The following is a 13,731-nucleotide window of genomic DNA, read 5'->3' on the forward strand; positions in this document are numbered from 1 at the left end:
TTCCCTTACCCGTGCAGGCGGAACTGGCCCACCACATGCTGCAGGCTGCCCGCCTGCTCGCGCAGCGATTCGGAGGCGGCCGAGGACTCCTCGACCAGCGCCGCGTTCTGCTGCGTGACCTCGTCCAGGCGCCGCACGGCCTGGCCGACTTCCATGAGGCTGGTGCTCTGTTCCTGCGTGGCGGAGGAGATCTCCTGGATGATGTCCGTGACCCGCTGCACCGCGCCGACGATCTCGCGCATGGTCTCGCCGGCGTCGCCGACCAGCCGCGCGCCCGCCTCGACCCGCTCCACCGAGGAGCCGATCAGCGCCTTGATCTCGCGCGCCGCCTCGGCGCTGCGCTGCGCCAGCGAGCGGACCTCGCCCGCCACGACCGCGAAGCCGCGGCCCTGCTCGCCCGCGCGGGCCGCCTCGACGGCCGCGTTCAGGGCGAGGATGTTGGTCTGGAAGGCGATGCCGTCGATGGTGCCGATGATGTCGGCGATCTTGCGCGACGAGGCATTGATCTGGTCCATCGTGTTGACGACCTCGGACACCACCACGCCGCCGCGGTCCGCGACCTGGCTCGCGTTCAGCGCCAGTTGGCTGGCCTGGCGCGTGGCGTCGGCGTTCATGCGGACGGTGTCGGTCAGCGCCTGCATCGTGGCCGAGGTCTCTTCCAGGCTAGACGCCATCTGTTCGGTGCGGGCCGACAGATCGCTGCTGCCGGCGGCCACTTCGCTGCTCGACATCGCGATGCTCTCGGCGCTGGTGCGCACCGTCGACAGCGACCGGCTGAGCGCGCCCTGCATCGCCGACAGGGCCTGCGCGAGCTGGCCCAGTTCATCGCGGCGCGAGGTGTCGATGTCGACGGTCAGGTCGCCCTCGGCCACGCGGCTCGCGACGCCGACCATGTCGGTCAGCGGCTTCACCGTGCTGCGCGTCAGGTAGATCGCGATGGCGATGCCGGCGGCCAGCGCGCTGGCGATCAGCACCGTCATCGTCGTCAGCACCGCCTTGTAGGCCAGGCGCGATTCCTCGACGCTCTGCCGGCCACCTTCGGTGTTGATGTCGACCAGCTTCTGCACCGCGCCGACCACCTCGGCGAAGGCGGCGCCGGACTCGCCGGAGACGGTGGCCAGGTACTCGCCGCGATTGCCGGCCTTGCGCGCGGCGATCAGCTTGTCCTGGATGACGAGGAAGGCGGCGTACTTGTCCTTGGCGACCTTCCACTGCGCGGTCTCCTCGGGCGAGGACATGAGCCCCTCGTAGTCCTTGGCCAGTCCGGGCAGGACCTTCTCGCGCAGGGTCTTGATGCGCTCCTGCTCCTGCTCGACCTCCAGGATCACGTCCTTGAGGCACATGGACATCTCGGCGCGGCGCAGCTCGTTGAGCTGGCCCCGCAAGGCATTGATCGCGTTGATGGACGGGATCCAGTCGGAGCCCATCTCCTCGACGTTGCCCTGGATCACCTGGATGCGGGTGATCGCGACTACGCCCACCAGCACGGTGGCCAGCAGCACCGCCGCGAATCCCAACGTAATGCGTACGCCGACGCGCAGGTCAGAAATCTTCATGCTTCGCCGTCCTTGTTCTTGAGCAGGCAGCAGCGATGCTAGATCGGCGCGCAAATGGGCGAGCAGCGAAACAGCGGCGAAAGTGGCGGTTTATCCACGGGCCAGGGTTTGCCCCCGGTCACCGCGTGAAATCTGCGCGAGCCGGCTCAGCGCTTGAGCCGCAACTCCGCCGCCCGCGCGTGCGCCTGCAGGCCCTCGCCGTACGCGAGCGTCGCGGCGATCGGCCCCAGCAGCTGCGCGCCGGCCTCGCTGACCTCGATCAGGCTGGAGCGCTTCTGGAAGTCGTAGACGCCCAGCGGCGAGGAGAAGCGCGCGGTGCCCGAGGTCGGCAGCACGTGGTTGGGCCCGGCGCAGTAGTCGCCCAGCGATTCGCTGGTGTAGGCGCCGAGGAAGATCGCGCCGGCATGGCGCAGCAGCGGTTCCCAGCGATGCGGATCGGCGCTGGAGACCTCGAGGTGCTCAGGCGCGATGCGGTTGCTGATCTCGCAGGCCTCCTCCATCGAGCGCGTCTGGATCAGCGCGCCCCGCCCTTGCAGCGAGGCCCGGATCACGTCGCGCCGCGGCATGCCGGGCAGCAGGCGCTCGATGGCCTCGCGCACCTGCGCGATGTAGGCCGCGTCGGGGCACAGCAGGATGCTCTGCGCGAGCTCGTCGTGCTCGGCCTGGCTGAACAGGTCCATCGCGACCCAGTCCGGCGGCGTCGTGCCGTCGGCGAGCACGAGGATCTCGCTCGGTCCCGCGATCATGTCGATGCCGACCTGGCCGAAGACATGCTTCTTCGCGCTGGCGACGTAGGCATTGCCCGGGCCGGTGATCTTGTCCACGCGCGGCACGGTCGCGGTGCCGAAAGCCAGCGCCGCCACCGCCTGCGCGCCGCCGATCGTGAAGGCGCGGTGCACGCCGGCGACGTAGGCCGCGGCCAGCACCAGCGGGTTCTTCTCACCGCGCGGGGTGGGCACGACCATCACGATCTCGGGCACGCCGGCGACCTGCGCCGGCATCGCGTTCATCAGCACGCTCGACGGATACGCGGCCTTGCCGCCCGGCACGTAGATGCCGACCCGGTCCAGCGGCGTGACCTTCTGGCCCAGCAGCGTGCCGTCCTCGTCGCGGTAGCTCCAGCTCTCGCCGCAGGCCTGCTTCTGGCGCTCGTGATAGCGGCGCACGCGCTCGGCGGCCTGGGTCAGCGCCTTGGCCTGCTCGACGGGCAGGCCGTCGAAGGCGGCCTTCAGTTCGTCGCGGGTCAGCTCCAGCGCCGCCAGCGAAGCGGCCTGCAGGTGATCGAACCGGGCCGTGTACTCGAGCACCGCCGCGTCGCCGCGCGCCCGCACGTCGGCCAGGATCCCGGCGACGCGCGTCTCGATCTCGGCGTCGGTCTCGGCCGACCAGTGCAGCACGCGCTGGAACTGCGCGTCGAAGTCGGCATCGGTGGTGCTCAGGGTGCGAAGGGTCGTCGTCATGGGGAACTCCGGGTCTCTGGCCTCAGGCGGCGGGAATGGCCGAGCCGATCGCGTCGATCAGCGGCTTGAGCGCCTCGCGCTTGAGCTTGAGCGCCGCCTGGTTGACCACCAGCCGCGAGGAGATGTCCATGATCCGTTCGACCTCGACCAGCCGGTTGGCCTTGAGCGTGCTGCCGGTGGAGACGAGGTCGACGATGGCGTCGGCCAGGCCGGTCAGCGGCGCCAGCTCCATCGAGCCGTAGAGCTTGATGAGGTCCACGTGCACGCCCTTGTCGGCGAAGTGCTGGCGCGCGATCGAGGTGTACTTGGTCGCCACGCGCAGCCGCGAGCCCTGGCGCACGGCGTTCTCGTAGTCGAAGTCGTCGCGCACCGCGACGCTCATGCGGCACTGCGCGATGCGCAGGTCCAGCGGCTGGTACAGGCCCTGGCCGCCATGCTCGATCAGCACGTCCCGGCCGGCCACGCCGAGGTCGGCGCCGCCATATTCGACATAGGTCGGCACGTCGGTCGCGCGCACGAGCACGACGCGCACCTGGGCCTGGTTGGTGGGAAGGATCAGCTTGCGGGAGCTGTCCGGGTCTTCCAGCACGGAGATGCCGGCCGCCGCCAGCAGCGGCAGGGTCTCTTCGAAGATGCGGCCCTTGGAGAGTGCCAGGGTGATCATGCGATGTCCTCGGTGAACGCGCGCCTCGCGACGAAGCGCTTCGGGCTGTTCAGCGGGACGGCAGCGGGTTCACCGGACGGGCCACACCGCCACCCGCCTCACGGCCGGGTGGCTGTCAGTGATGGTGAGACGCGCTGCCTTGCTGCGCGAACTCGGCGGGGGTCAGCGTCTTCATCGACAGCGCGTGGATCTGCTCGCGCATGCGATCGCCCAGTGCCTGGTACACGCGCTGGTGGCGCTTGATCCGGCTCAGGCCCTCGAACTCGGCCGACACGATCGTCGCGAAGAAATGGCGCCCGTCACCCTCGACCTGGAGCTCGCTGCAAGCGAGACCCTGGGCGATGTAGCTCTGGACTTCTGCGGGGGTCGGATCGGCCATGATGGGGCGGGATTCTACCCGGGCGCTTTCAGTGACGGATCTTGTAGCCGCGGCGCAGCAGTTCCAGCGCGAACGCCGCGACGATCGCCAGCGCGATCGCCACCACGCCCAGGCTGATCCACGGCGAGGCGTCGCTGACGCCGAAGAAGCCATGGCGGAAGCCGTCGATCATGTAGAAGAACGGGTTCAGGTGGCTGACGCCCTGCCAGAACGCCGGCAGCGAATGCACCGAGTAGAAGACGCCCGACAGGAAGGTCATCGGCATCACGATGAAGTTCTGGAAGGCGGCCATCTGGTCGAACTTCTCCGCCCACAGGCCGGCGATCAGTCCCAGCGATCCCATCAGCCCGGCGCCCAGCACCGCGAAGGCCAGCACCCACAGCGGATTGGCCATGCCCGGCGGCGCGAACCACACGGTGGCGATGAACACGCCCGCGCCGACCATCAGCCCGCGGATGACGGACGCGCCGACGTAGGCCAGGAACCAGGCCCAGTGCGACAGCGGCGAGACCAGCAGGAACACCAGGTTGCCGGTGATCTTGCTCTGGATCAGCGACGAGGAGCTGTTCGCGAACGCGTTCTGCAGCACGCTCATCATCACCAGGCCGGGGATCAGGAAGCTGGTGTAGCCGACGGTGCCGTAGACCTTGACGTGGTCCTCCAGCACATGGCCGAACACCAGCAGGTACAGCACCGCGGTGAGCACCGGCGCGCCCACGGTCTGGAAGGCGACCTTCCAGAAGCGCAGCACCTCCTTGTAGAACAGCGTGCGCGCGCCTTCGAGGCGGATCGGGAAGTGGCTGGCGCTCATGCGCGGCCCCCTTGCATGATTTCGATGAAGACGTCCTCGAGGTCGGCGCGGCCGATCTCCAGGTCCTCGATCGGGACGGCGGCCTCGCGCAGCGTGGCCAGGATGCCCTCGACCTCCGCCGCGTCGTGCGCGGTGATCTGGACGATGCGGCCGGTGCTGCGCGCGCGCCCGGCCAGCGCCAGCGGCAGCGCCGAGTCCGTCTTGAACTGCAGCATCGTCGACGCGGTGCCGGCGAGCAGCTCCGAGGTCCGGTTGAGCGCCACGATCTTCCCCTGCTTCAGCATCGCGATGCGGTGGCAGAGCGCCTCGGCCTCCTCCAGGTAGTGCGTGGTCAGCAGCACGGTGTGGCCCTCGCGGTTCAGGCGCGCGATGAACTGCCACAGCGTCTGGCGCAGCTCGACGTCGACGCCGGCGGTGGGCTCGTCCAGCACGATGACCGGCGGACGGTGCACCAGCGCCTGCGCGACCAGCACGCGGCGCTTCATGCCGCCCGAGAGCTGGCGCATGTTGTTGTGGGCCTTGTCGGCCAGGCCGAGGTTGAGCAGCAGCTCGTCGATCCAGTCGTCGTTGTTGCGCACGCCGAAGTAGCCGGACTGGATGCGCAGCGTCTCGCGCACGCTGAAGAACGGGTCGAAGACCAGCTCCTGCGGCACGATGCCGAGCTTGCTGCGGGCTTTGGCGTAATCGTCCACGACGTCATGGCCGAGCACCGACACCTGCCCGCCGCTGGCGCGCGACAGGCCGGCCAGGATGCTGATCAGGCTGGTCTTGCCGGCCCCATTGGGACCGAGCAGGCCGAAGAACTCGCCGGGCTGGATGTCGAAGCTGACACCGTCCAGCGCGCGGAGCTGTCCGGCGCGGTAGGTCTTGCTGACGTTGTTGAATCGCAGGGCGGGCGGACCGCCGGCCGGCGCGGGCATGGCGGCCGGCTGTTGTGGGGAGCTTGCGGGCATGGGCGGCGATTGTAGGCAGCGGCCCTGTCCCGCGCCCGCCTGGGGACATGACAGAATGCGGCCACTTTCCCCCCCACCTCGCCCACGGGCCCATGGCCACCAAGAAGCCGCGCAGAACCGCCGAACGCATCCTCGAAGTCACGCTGGACCTCTTCAATCGCTTCGGCGAGCCGAATGTCTCGACCACGCTGATTTCCGCGGAACTCGGCATCTCGCCCGGCAACCTGTACTACCACTACCCGGCCAAGGACGAGCTGATCAACGCGCTGTTCAACCGCTACGACAAGGCGCTGTCGGAGCTGCTGGCCGCGGTGCACAACGTGCGCAACGTGGAGGACGCCTGGCTGTTCTTCCACATGCTGTTCGAGCTCATCTGGCAGCACCGCTTCCTGTATCGCGACCTGAACGACCTGCTGTCCAAGAACCGCAAGCTGGAGACCCATTTCCAGCACGTGCTGGAGCAGAAGACCCAGGCGATGGCGGGTCTGCTGGGCGGGCTGCAGGCCAGCGGCGCGCTGACGATGCAGGTGCGCGAGGCCGTGCCGACGGCCAATGCGATGGTGGTGCTGCTCAGCTACTGGCTGAGCTACGAGTACGTGCGCGACCCGCGCAACGCGCTCGAGCCCGAGCGCGCCGGCGAGGCGCTGATGCGCGGCGCCTTCCATGTGCTGGGGCTGCTGCTGCCGTACCTGGAGCCCGGCTCGCGGGATCACCTGTTCCAGCTCGCCGGCAAGTACCAGCCGGCCGGCGCGGGCACGGCCTGACCCCCGCGGCGCGGCCTCGATAGCATCGCGACCGCTGGCGGGCCTCCGAAGAAACCCTGGATTCGTGCGAAGCCGGACCCCCTGGTCGCGGTTGGCGCTGGAAAACGACACCCTATAAATTAGGGATATCGCATTCACCGACATCGAGGGACCGACTCCATGAAGCGCATCCTGATCTCCGCCGCCGTGCTGGCCCTGATCGCTCCGCTGGCGCAAGCCGCCACCGCCGAGAACGCCGACGCCAAGGCGCTGCGCGCCGAATGCGCCAGCCAGCACGCGGTGAAGTTCGAGCAGCCGGCCGACGCCAACGAATACCGCTTCGTCTACAACCGCGGCGAGTACCGCGGCGAAGCCACCGCCGGCCAGGCGGTCGCCTGCGGCCAGACCCAGTACGCCGAGTACCTGGCCAGCGCCGATCCGGTCCGCGTGATGAATGCCTATCCGACCGCCGCCGGCCGTCCGCAGCCGGCCAAGAAGGCCGCCCGGTAAGGCGTCCCTCCACAGCGACGAACGCCGCCCGAGGGCGGCGTTCTGCATGGCGCGGCCGGACGGCCGGCGCTCAGTCCTTCGCCTCCCAGGGGAGCATCAACGCGAGCGTCAGCAGGTGCTGGAACTCGGGCTCGAAGTGGGCCACGATGCGCTCCGGATCGGGACACAGGCCAGCATCGGCGATGAGCCCGAACTGCACCTGGCCGGCGTAGGTCAGGATGCTGATGCCCAGGCTCATGTCGCCGGCCTGGGGCGCCCAGAACATGACGCGCTCGACGGCCGCGCCGCACAGCTGCAGCGCCTGCGCGGGGCCCGGCACGTTGGTCATCAGCGCGGTCGCCTTGCGCGACAGCGTCTTGAGCATCGCGCGCTGCGCCGCTTTCTCGACCGAGCCGGAGGTCGCCATCAATCCCAGCGACAGCGCCGGCTGCAGGCTGTCCTTCACCGCCTGCGTCCGCGCGTGGACCGCATAGAGCCGCTTGACCGGATTGGCGATGCCCACCGGCATCGGCAGCGGCACCATGCCGAAGCGGTTGCCGAGCTGCCAGGCCGTCTCCAGCGGACGCAGGTTGACCGGGACCAGCGCGCGGATCTCCTGGTCCTGGAGGTCGTCTCCCTGCTCGCGCAGGTACAGGCCGATCGCGCCGGCGACGCAGCTCAGCAGCACGTCGTTGACCGACACGTTCATCGACTTGCCCACTGCCTTGACCGCGTCCAGTGACAGCGGCGCCGCCCAGGCGACGCGCTTGTCGCGGCCGGCCTTGCCCTTGAGGCGGGTCCTGGCATCGTCGGGCGCCTCGGTGAGCGCGGCGGCGTCCTGGAGCACCTGCCGGCCAAGCCGCTCGGCCGGCGAGCCGCCCTTGGCGCCCGGGGCCGAATGTTCCTGGATCTCGCGCACGGTCCAGGCGTTGATGGGCTTGACCATGGCATCGGCGAGCCATTCGGGTTCAAGAGGCTCGGCGGCGCCGGTGGACGGCGTGGATCCGCCGGCTTTCGATCTGGCGGTCCTGCCGCCCTTCTCCTTGGGCGCGAGCGGCGGCGCGGTCCCGCCGTCGGTGATCGACAGCAGCACCGCGATCAGCGCGATGCCGTCCGCGATGCAGTGATGGACGCGGGCGATCAGCGCGCTGCCGCCGTCGTAATGCTCGATCAGATGGAGCTGCCACAGCGGGCGCGCCGGATCGAGCGGCTCGGCGGCGAGCTCGGCGAGGCGGTCCTGCAGCGCGCGCTCGAGCGGCCGGCCGCGGCGGCGCTTGAGCGTCTCGGGAACGACGTGGCGGGCGATGTCGACCTCGGCATCCTCGACCCACCAGGCGCTGTCGCCGGACTCGACGACGCGCTGGCGGAAACGCGGGAAGCGCAGCAGGCGCTCGGCCACGCGGGCACGCAGGTCCTCGAGGGCGATGGCGGGCTTCAGCAACAGCACGCCGTGGATGATCATCCGGTTGGCCTCGGTGTCCAGGCGCAGCCAGGCGGTGTCGACCTTGGACATGGGCTCGGCGCCGCGGGGCAGTCCGGGAGCGGCCGGCCGGGGGGACCTGGCGGTCCTGGCGGCCTGGGCGGGCTTCGGTGCGGGCGCGGCGGAAGTGGGCAATGCGGTCTCCTGGTCGGCGGGGGCGGATGTCGCGGCGGCGAAGCCCGGATGATGCGTCATCTAGAGAGGCGGCCCCAGTCCGCGGCGGGGGATGGGGTGGGTAACATCGCGGCGATCCGTCCTGATTGTCGCCAACGGGACGCCCTGCTCATCGCCACGGGAGACACACATGAGCCTCAAGGACCAGTTCGACGCGGCCGTCGCCGATTCCAAGACCCTGCCCGAGCGGCCGGACAACCAGACCCTGCTGCAGCTGTACGCGCTGTTCAAGCAGGCCACGGCCGGCGATGTCGAGGGGGACCGCCCCGGCATGACGGACTTCGTCAACCGCGCCAAGTGGGACGCCTGGAAGGCCCATGAAGGCAAGTCCAGCGATGACGCCATGCAGGCATACATCGATCTGGTCGAAGGATTGAAGTAAGCCCTTCAAGCGCCGGCGCCCGCGCCGGACTCGCCTCGAGGCCGCCCCGCAAGGGCGGCCTTGCCGCTTCTACGGGTACGCGAGGAACGCCTTGGAAGGCGGCCCACCGACATCTCCGGCGCTCGTTGCGGGGCGAGGGGGTTGCGCGCGTGAACGTCCGCCCATTCCGCGCAATCACTCGCCCAGCCCAGCGCGTCCTGCGCAATGTCGTCGAACCGGCTGATCCGGAAGTTCGAGCCGATCGTCAAGGTCTGAGCCCAAGAAGCCAGACGACGCTCCGACAGGCGGTCCTTCGAGAACTTCTGCAAGCCTGCCACCAGGAGAAACGACACCTCAATCTCCCGGCCACATCCAGCGGTCAACGTGGCGATTGCCTGGTTCAGTGTCGAGTGATGATCGACAAAGTGCCAATCGACCAGCTGACTGAATCCATCGAGAAAGTCATGGCCCCAATACAGCAGCCTCCGACTGCCTTGTTCGAACAAGGATTTCGGGAGGGCGCCCTGGCATTCGACGAGAAGCAGGCGGGGCGCCAAGTTGAACTGTTTGGGCACTTGCGGAAGGGCAAAGTCAGCTCGCATGTCGCCGAGGCAGAGTTCGCGCGCGACATGCGTGGGAACGAGGTGCCGTCCGGCATGCGCCAACAGCGCGATTCGCGCGGTGGAACCGCCGAACCACGTCAAGAGGGGGAGCTCCTTCATACCCTCCTCGCCAGCGTCATCCAGCAATTTCGCCAACGAATGTCCCGCAACGATCAAGTCGGCGGGTGCATGCTCGCAGCGGTGGAACTGATTGCCTGGAAGGAGACCGGCAGCCTCCTTGCAACGGACACCTCGCTTTGCCATGCTCAGTTCGCCCCCCACGTCGGCAGCTCGTTGTAGAGCGCCATGATGGTCACCAGTTCCGGGGTCCGCCGCACCACCATGCAGTGATGCTGGAACCTCTCCGACAGCTCGGCGAGTTCGCACCCATTCGCCTTTGGCTCAAAGCTCAATCGATTGGCGGCAATCACGGCGTAGAGCGCCTGTTGACGAGAATGCGGCCACCACTCCAGAACACGTTGTGCGCCTGGGTTCACCACAATGCCGCTACGCCCGCGCGGTGGCGAGAAGCCGTACAGACAAGCCGGAATCAATTGGACGCCGTGAGCGCGGGCTCGACTCCACTTGGGCCGCTCCGCTCGACGAATCTGGTTGAAGGCGATCATGAAGGCTCCATCGAGAGATGAGAAGCCAATCACTCTAGGACTGCTGCGGGGAGAGAGTCAGCAGCTCGCCATGACATTTCTCAAAGGGCCGTCAGCCTCCCGCCTCGGGGGGAGTCTGTCATCACCGCGTCAGCTGCGCTCGCCGCTCGTCCTTCGGCAGCCCGGCCAGGCGCTTCACCTCGCCATAGAACCGCTCCCAGTCCCCGCCCTGCCGCTCGAACAGGCGCACGAAGTCCGGCACCAGGTCCGTATAGCTGCCCTGGATCGCCAGCGCCGGCGTGTTCAGGCCCGCCACCCAGCGGTCGAAACGCGTATCCCCACCCCATTGGTCGCGCTTCATCGCCGCGTAGTCGGCGCGCAGCTTCGCGAACGCCGCCGCCTTGCCCGCGCGCTTCTCGTCGTCGCTGGCCGTGCTGCGGAAGACCTCCTGCAGCTGCTCGCGCGTGGCCTTCAGCAAGGCCTGGACCTGATCCTGCCGCTGTCTCGAGAGCTCATCCTCCCGCAGCGCCTCCGGCCGGTCCTTCATCCAGCGCGCGACGCCGATCTGCTCGACCGCCGTCGCAAAGCTCTCGTTGAACGCCGTGTCGTCGCTCGCATAGGCGACCTGGTGCGCGAGCTCGTGGAAGATCATTCGCGCCAACTGCCCTTCCGGATACCGGATGAAGGTGTTGAGCAGCGGATCCCCGCCCAGCCAGTTGCTCCATCCCAGCGACGAATAGGCCGGCACACCGTACACATAAGGCTCGAGGCCCTCCTTGCGCAGCGACTGCGCCTCCTCGCGCGCGGCGTCCGGCGAGAAGTAGCCGCGATACCCCGCGCAGCCCATGATCGGATAGCACCAGGTCGTGAGCTGCAGGCTCAGCTCCGGCGTGGCCACCACGTTCCACACCGCCGCGCCGCGCTTGAGATCGGCATAGCGGCGGTAGCTGCCGTTGTCGGGCAGCTTCAACGCCGACGAGGCATAGTCGCGGATCGACTGCGACAGCACCAGCTGCCGCCGCACCTCCGGATCGAGGTCAGGCTGCGCAAGCCACTCGTCGACCGGCTTGGCCGAGCGCACGAGCGACAGGTGTCCCGACAGCGACTGCCCGTAGTACGACAGCTGCGCGCAGCCGCCGAGCATCAGCAGCGGCGCCGCCAGCAGCGCCAGCAAGGCCCATCGCGTCCACGCGGTCCGCCGTCCGGTCATCGCGCCTCCGATGCCCTCATGCCGCTCAGGCCGCGGCCACCTCGACGAGGCAGTCGTAGAAGCACGGCGCGCGGCCCATGTCGGTGAGCCGCTGATGCGTCACCTCGTTGACGTTGCGCCCGTCCGCGCCCAGCTTGCGCCACCAGATGCCCAGCCCGTGCACGACGCCCTCGCGCGCCCGGGGACTCACGTCCAGCCGGCACACATAGCTGCCCCGATCGTTGAACACGCGCACCGGCTGGCCATCCGCCAGCCCTCGCGAGGCCGCGTCGCCGGCGCTCATCTCCAGCACCTGCTCGCCCTCGATGTCGCGCAGGCTCTTCACGTTCACGAAGGTGCTGTTCAGGTGGTTGCGCGCCGGCGGCGAGATCATCGCCAGCGGATAGCGCGCCGCCAGCGCCGGCGCGCTCGCGCGGCTCTCGTAGTTGGGCACGTAGTCCGCGCCGCGCGCATCGGCCTTGCCGTCCCTGGACGGGAAGCCGCCCTCGGCGAACGGCGCCTCGGCCAGCGGCAGCTTGAACCAGCCGCGCTCGCGCAGCGCCGCCAGGTCGATGTCGTCGCGGAAGGCCTGCCGCAGCAGCGCCTCGTCGTCGTCCTGGAAGGCCGGCTCGTCGAAGCCCATCGCCGCGGCCAGGTCGCGGAAGATCCACGTGTTGGGCCGCGCCTGGCCCAGCGGCGCCACCGCCGGCTCGTTCACCAGCACGTCGGTGTGGCCGTAGCTGGTGTGGATGTCCAGGTGCTCCAGCTGCGTCGTCGCCGGCAGCACGTAGTCGGCCAGGTCGGCCGTGTCGGTCATGAAGTGCTCCAGCACCACCGTCAGCAGGTCCTCGCGCTGGAAGCCGGCCACCACCTTCGGCGACTCCGGCGCCACCGCGACCGGATTGCTGTTGTAGACGATCAGCGCCTCGACCTTCGGGCCGAACCCGGCCGAGGCCTCGCGCAGCAGGTCGTCGCCGATGGTGCTCATGTTGATCGTCCGCGAGGGCCGCCCCGCGCGCAGTTCGGGGCGCTCCAGCGCCGGGTTCTTGAACGGCGCGAACCAGCCCGAGCTCGACAGCAGCATCCCGCCCGCCCGATGCCGCCATGCGCCGGTCAGGCAGGGCAGCAGCGCGATCAGCCGCACCGCGTTGCCGCCGCCGCGCACGCGCTGCATGCCGTAGTTCAGCCGGATCGCCGCCGGCGCCGTGGTCGCGTAGTCGCGCGCCAGGCCGCGCACCTCGCCGGCCGTCAGGCCGCATTCCGCCGCCGTGCGCTCCGGCGTCCAGGCCAGCGCCCGCGCCTTGAGCTCGTCCCAGCCCTCGACATGGCGGGCGATGTAGTCGTGGTCGAGCCAGCCGTTGGCGATCAGCTCATGCATCAGTCCCAGCGCCAGCGCCCCGTCGGTGCCCGGCAGCAGCGCCAGGTGCTGGTGGCACTTGTCGGCGGTCTCGGTCTTGCGCGGGTCGATGCAGACCAGCTTCGCGCCCTCGCGCTTGGCCTGGTTCGCGAAGGTCCAGAAATGCAGGTTGGAGGCAATCGAGTTGCTGCCCCAGATCAGGATCAGTTTCGACTCGGCGAAGAACGGCAGATGCATGCCGACCTTGTGGCCGTAGGTCGCCGTGAGGGCCGCGCCGCCGGCCGACGCGCAGATGGTGCGGTCCAGGCAGGACGCGCCCAGCCGGTTGAAGAAGCGCCCCGCCATGGCCTCGCCCTGCAGCAGGCCCATGGTGCCGGCGTAGCTGTACGGCAGGATCGCCTGCGGGTCGCGCGCCGCGATCGCGCCCAGCCGGCCGGCGATCTCCGCGAGCGCCTGGTCCCAGCCGATGCGCTCGAAGCGCGGCGGCTCATGCTTGGCGCTGACGCGCTTGAGCGGATGCAGCACGCGCTCGGCGTGGTAGGTCCGCTCGGGATAGCGCGACACCTTCGTGCACAGCGCGCCATGGGTGCTCGGATGCTCCGGCTGCCCCTGCACCTTCACGACCTTGCCGTCCTCCACGGTGATGCGCAGCGCGCAGGTGTCGGGGCAGTCGTGCGGACAGGCCCCCTTCACCACTCGCGAGGGCGCGCCGGTGCGCGATGCGGGCGTCCGGGCGAGGGCCGGATCATCATGGCCGGGGGCCTGTGGCAAGGGGGTCACGGTCGGTTCTCGGAAGGCGGACAACGGGCGTCAACTATTGCACAGGCGCCACACCTTGCGTTTTCTTACGGAACATCGCGACAACGCTGGACTCACGAAACGCTAAGCTCGCGCGTTGGGGGGCCGGA

Annotated in this window: 14 protein-coding genes; 3 read left to right on the top strand and 11 right to left on the bottom strand. The window is 69.1% G+C overall.

Annotated features, from left to right (window positions below; translation table 11 throughout):
* Positions 1 to 5: 5 nt before the first annotated feature.
* The 6 genes from ACEN96_RS23840 to ACEN96_RS23865 all read right to left on the bottom strand — a co-directional run bounded on the left by ACEN96_RS23840 (position 6) and on the right by ACEN96_RS23865 (position 5,823).
* Positions 6 to 1,556, bottom strand: coding sequence for a methyl-accepting chemotaxis protein (locus ACEN96_RS23840; RefSeq protein ID WP_495585506.1), 1,551 nt, complete (start codon positions 1,554 to 1,556; stop codon positions 6 to 8).
* 146 nt (positions 1,557 to 1,702) lie between these two features.
* The gene (gene hisD / locus ACEN96_RS23845) at positions 1,703 to 3,016 is read right to left on the bottom strand and encodes a histidinol dehydrogenase (RefSeq protein ID WP_495585507.1); all 1,314 of its coding nucleotides are present in this window, start codon (positions 3,014 to 3,016) and stop codon (positions 1,703 to 1,705) included.
* A 22-nt stretch (positions 3,017 to 3,038) separates the two neighbouring features.
* On the bottom strand, positions 3,039 to 3,680 hold the full coding sequence (gene hisG, locus ACEN96_RS23850; RefSeq protein ID WP_495585508.1) for an ATP phosphoribosyltransferase: 642 nt from the start codon (positions 3,678 to 3,680) through the stop codon (positions 3,039 to 3,041).
* A 115-nt stretch (positions 3,681 to 3,795) separates the two neighbouring features.
* Positions 3,796 to 4,059 carry a BolA family protein gene (locus tag ACEN96_RS23855; RefSeq protein WP_495585509.1) on the bottom strand — a complete coding sequence of 88 codons (264 nt, stop codon included), beginning with the start codon at positions 4,057 to 4,059 and terminating at the stop codon, positions 3,796 to 3,798.
* Between the two features lie 28 nt (positions 4,060 to 4,087).
* A complete protein-coding gene (locus ACEN96_RS23860) occupies positions 4,088 to 4,870 on the bottom strand; it encodes an ABC transporter permease (protein ID WP_495585510.1) in 783 nt (260 codons plus the stop codon).
* Entirely contained in the window at positions 4,867 to 5,823 is a 957-nt protein-coding gene (locus ACEN96_RS23865; protein WP_495585511.1) for an ABC transporter ATP-binding protein, read from the bottom strand. The genes ACEN96_RS23860 and ACEN96_RS23865 overlap by 4 nt, the downstream gene beginning before the upstream one ends.
* A 92-nt stretch (positions 5,824 to 5,915) precedes the next feature.
* Here ACEN96_RS23865 and ACEN96_RS23870 point away from each other — a divergent pair, with 92 nt between their 5' ends.
* Together ACEN96_RS23870 and ACEN96_RS23875 are read left to right on the top strand one after the other, a co-directional pair.
* A complete protein-coding gene (locus tag ACEN96_RS23870) occupies positions 5,916 to 6,587 on the top strand; it encodes a TetR/AcrR family transcriptional regulator (protein WP_343638340.1) in 672 nt (223 codons plus the stop codon).
* A 159-nt stretch (positions 6,588 to 6,746) separates the two neighbouring features.
* Entirely contained in the window at positions 6,747 to 7,076 is a 330-nt protein-coding gene (locus ACEN96_RS23875) for a hypothetical protein (protein ID WP_495585512.1), read from the top strand.
* Between the two features lie 70 nt (positions 7,077 to 7,146).
* Here the strand turns inward: ACEN96_RS23875 and ACEN96_RS23880 are convergent, their stop codons facing one another.
* Positions 7,147 to 8,568 (bottom strand): wax ester/triacylglycerol synthase family O-acyltransferase, encoded by a 1,422-nt coding sequence (locus ACEN96_RS23880; RefSeq protein WP_495585513.1) that lies wholly within the window; start codon positions 8,566 to 8,568, stop codon positions 7,147 to 7,149.
* Positions 8,569 to 8,839: 271 nt separating this feature from the next.
* Between ACEN96_RS23880 and ACEN96_RS23885 the strand changes: the two genes are divergently transcribed.
* Positions 8,840 to 9,091 (top strand): acyl-CoA-binding protein, encoded by a 252-nt coding sequence (locus ACEN96_RS23885; protein ID WP_343638345.1) that lies wholly within the window; start codon positions 8,840 to 8,842, stop codon positions 9,089 to 9,091.
* A gap of 5 nt (positions 9,092 to 9,096) precedes the next feature.
* On the opposite strand, the gene ACEN96_RS23890 is transcribed toward ACEN96_RS23885, so the two are convergent.
* From ACEN96_RS23890 to ACEN96_RS23905, 4 genes are all read right to left on the bottom strand, one after another.
* A complete protein-coding gene (locus ACEN96_RS23890; RefSeq protein ID WP_495585514.1) occupies positions 9,097 to 9,828 on the bottom strand; it encodes a hypothetical protein in 732 nt (243 codons plus the stop codon).
* Positions 9,829 to 9,938: 110 nt separating this feature from the next.
* Complete coding sequence (locus ACEN96_RS23895) at positions 9,939 to 10,298, bottom strand: hypothetical protein (protein WP_495585515.1); 360 nt, start codon at positions 10,296 to 10,298, stop codon at positions 9,939 to 9,941.
* Between the two features lie 121 nt (positions 10,299 to 10,419).
* Positions 10,420 to 11,487 (bottom strand): aminopeptidase, encoded by a 1,068-nt coding sequence (locus tag ACEN96_RS23900; protein ID WP_495585516.1) that lies wholly within the window; start codon positions 11,485 to 11,487, stop codon positions 10,420 to 10,422.
* Positions 11,488 to 11,512: 25 nt separating this feature from the next.
* Complete coding sequence (locus tag ACEN96_RS23905) at positions 11,513 to 13,603, bottom strand: molybdopterin-containing oxidoreductase family protein (protein WP_495585517.1); 2,091 nt, start codon at positions 13,601 to 13,603, stop codon at positions 11,513 to 11,515.
* Between the last annotated feature and the right edge of the window lie 128 nt (positions 13,604 to 13,731).

This window comes from Roseateles sp. Mitsp63, assembly GCF_059491535.1.

What these genes read in the sequence shown, in the direction of transcription:
- ACEN96_RS23880 (WP_495585513.1), bottom strand. Translation starts at nt 8,568, where the DNA reads ATGTCCAAGGTCGACACCGCCTGGCTGCGCCTGGACACCGAGGCCAAC.
- hisD (WP_495585507.1), bottom strand. Translation starts at nt 3,016, where the DNA reads ATGACGACGACCCTTCGCACCCTGAGCACCACCGATGCCGACTTCGAC.
- ACEN96_RS23840 (WP_495585506.1), bottom strand. Translation starts at nt 1,556, where the DNA reads ATGAAGATTTCTGACCTGCGCGTCGGCGTACGCATTACGTTGGGATTC.
- ACEN96_RS23865 (WP_495585511.1), bottom strand. Translation starts at nt 5,823, where the DNA reads ATGCCCGCAAGCTCCCCACAACAGCCGGCCGCCATGCCCGCGCCGGCC.
- ACEN96_RS23875 (WP_495585512.1), top strand. Translation starts at nt 6,747, where the DNA reads ATGAAGCGCATCCTGATCTCCGCCGCCGTGCTGGCCCTGATCGCTCCG.
- ACEN96_RS23870 (WP_343638340.1), top strand. Translation starts at nt 5,916, where the DNA reads ATGGCCACCAAGAAGCCGCGCAGAACCGCCGAACGCATCCTCGAAGTC.
- ACEN96_RS23855 (WP_495585509.1), bottom strand. Translation starts at nt 4,059, where the DNA reads ATGGCCGATCCGACCCCCGCAGAAGTCCAGAGCTACATCGCCCAGGGT.
- ACEN96_RS23895 (WP_495585515.1), bottom strand. Translation starts at nt 10,298, where the DNA reads ATGATCGCCTTCAACCAGATTCGTCGAGCGGAGCGGCCCAAGTGGAGT.
- ACEN96_RS23860 (WP_495585510.1), bottom strand. Translation starts at nt 4,870, where the DNA reads ATGAGCGCCAGCCACTTCCCGATCCGCCTCGAAGGCGCGCGCACGCTG.
- ACEN96_RS23885 (WP_343638345.1), top strand. Translation starts at nt 8,840, where the DNA reads ATGAGCCTCAAGGACCAGTTCGACGCGGCCGTCGCCGATTCCAAGACC.
- ACEN96_RS23900 (WP_495585516.1), bottom strand. Translation starts at nt 11,487, where the DNA reads ATGACCGGACGGCGGACCGCGTGGACGCGATGGGCCTTGCTGGCGCTG.
- hisG (WP_495585508.1), bottom strand. Translation starts at nt 3,680, where the DNA reads ATGATCACCCTGGCACTCTCCAAGGGCCGCATCTTCGAAGAGACCCTG.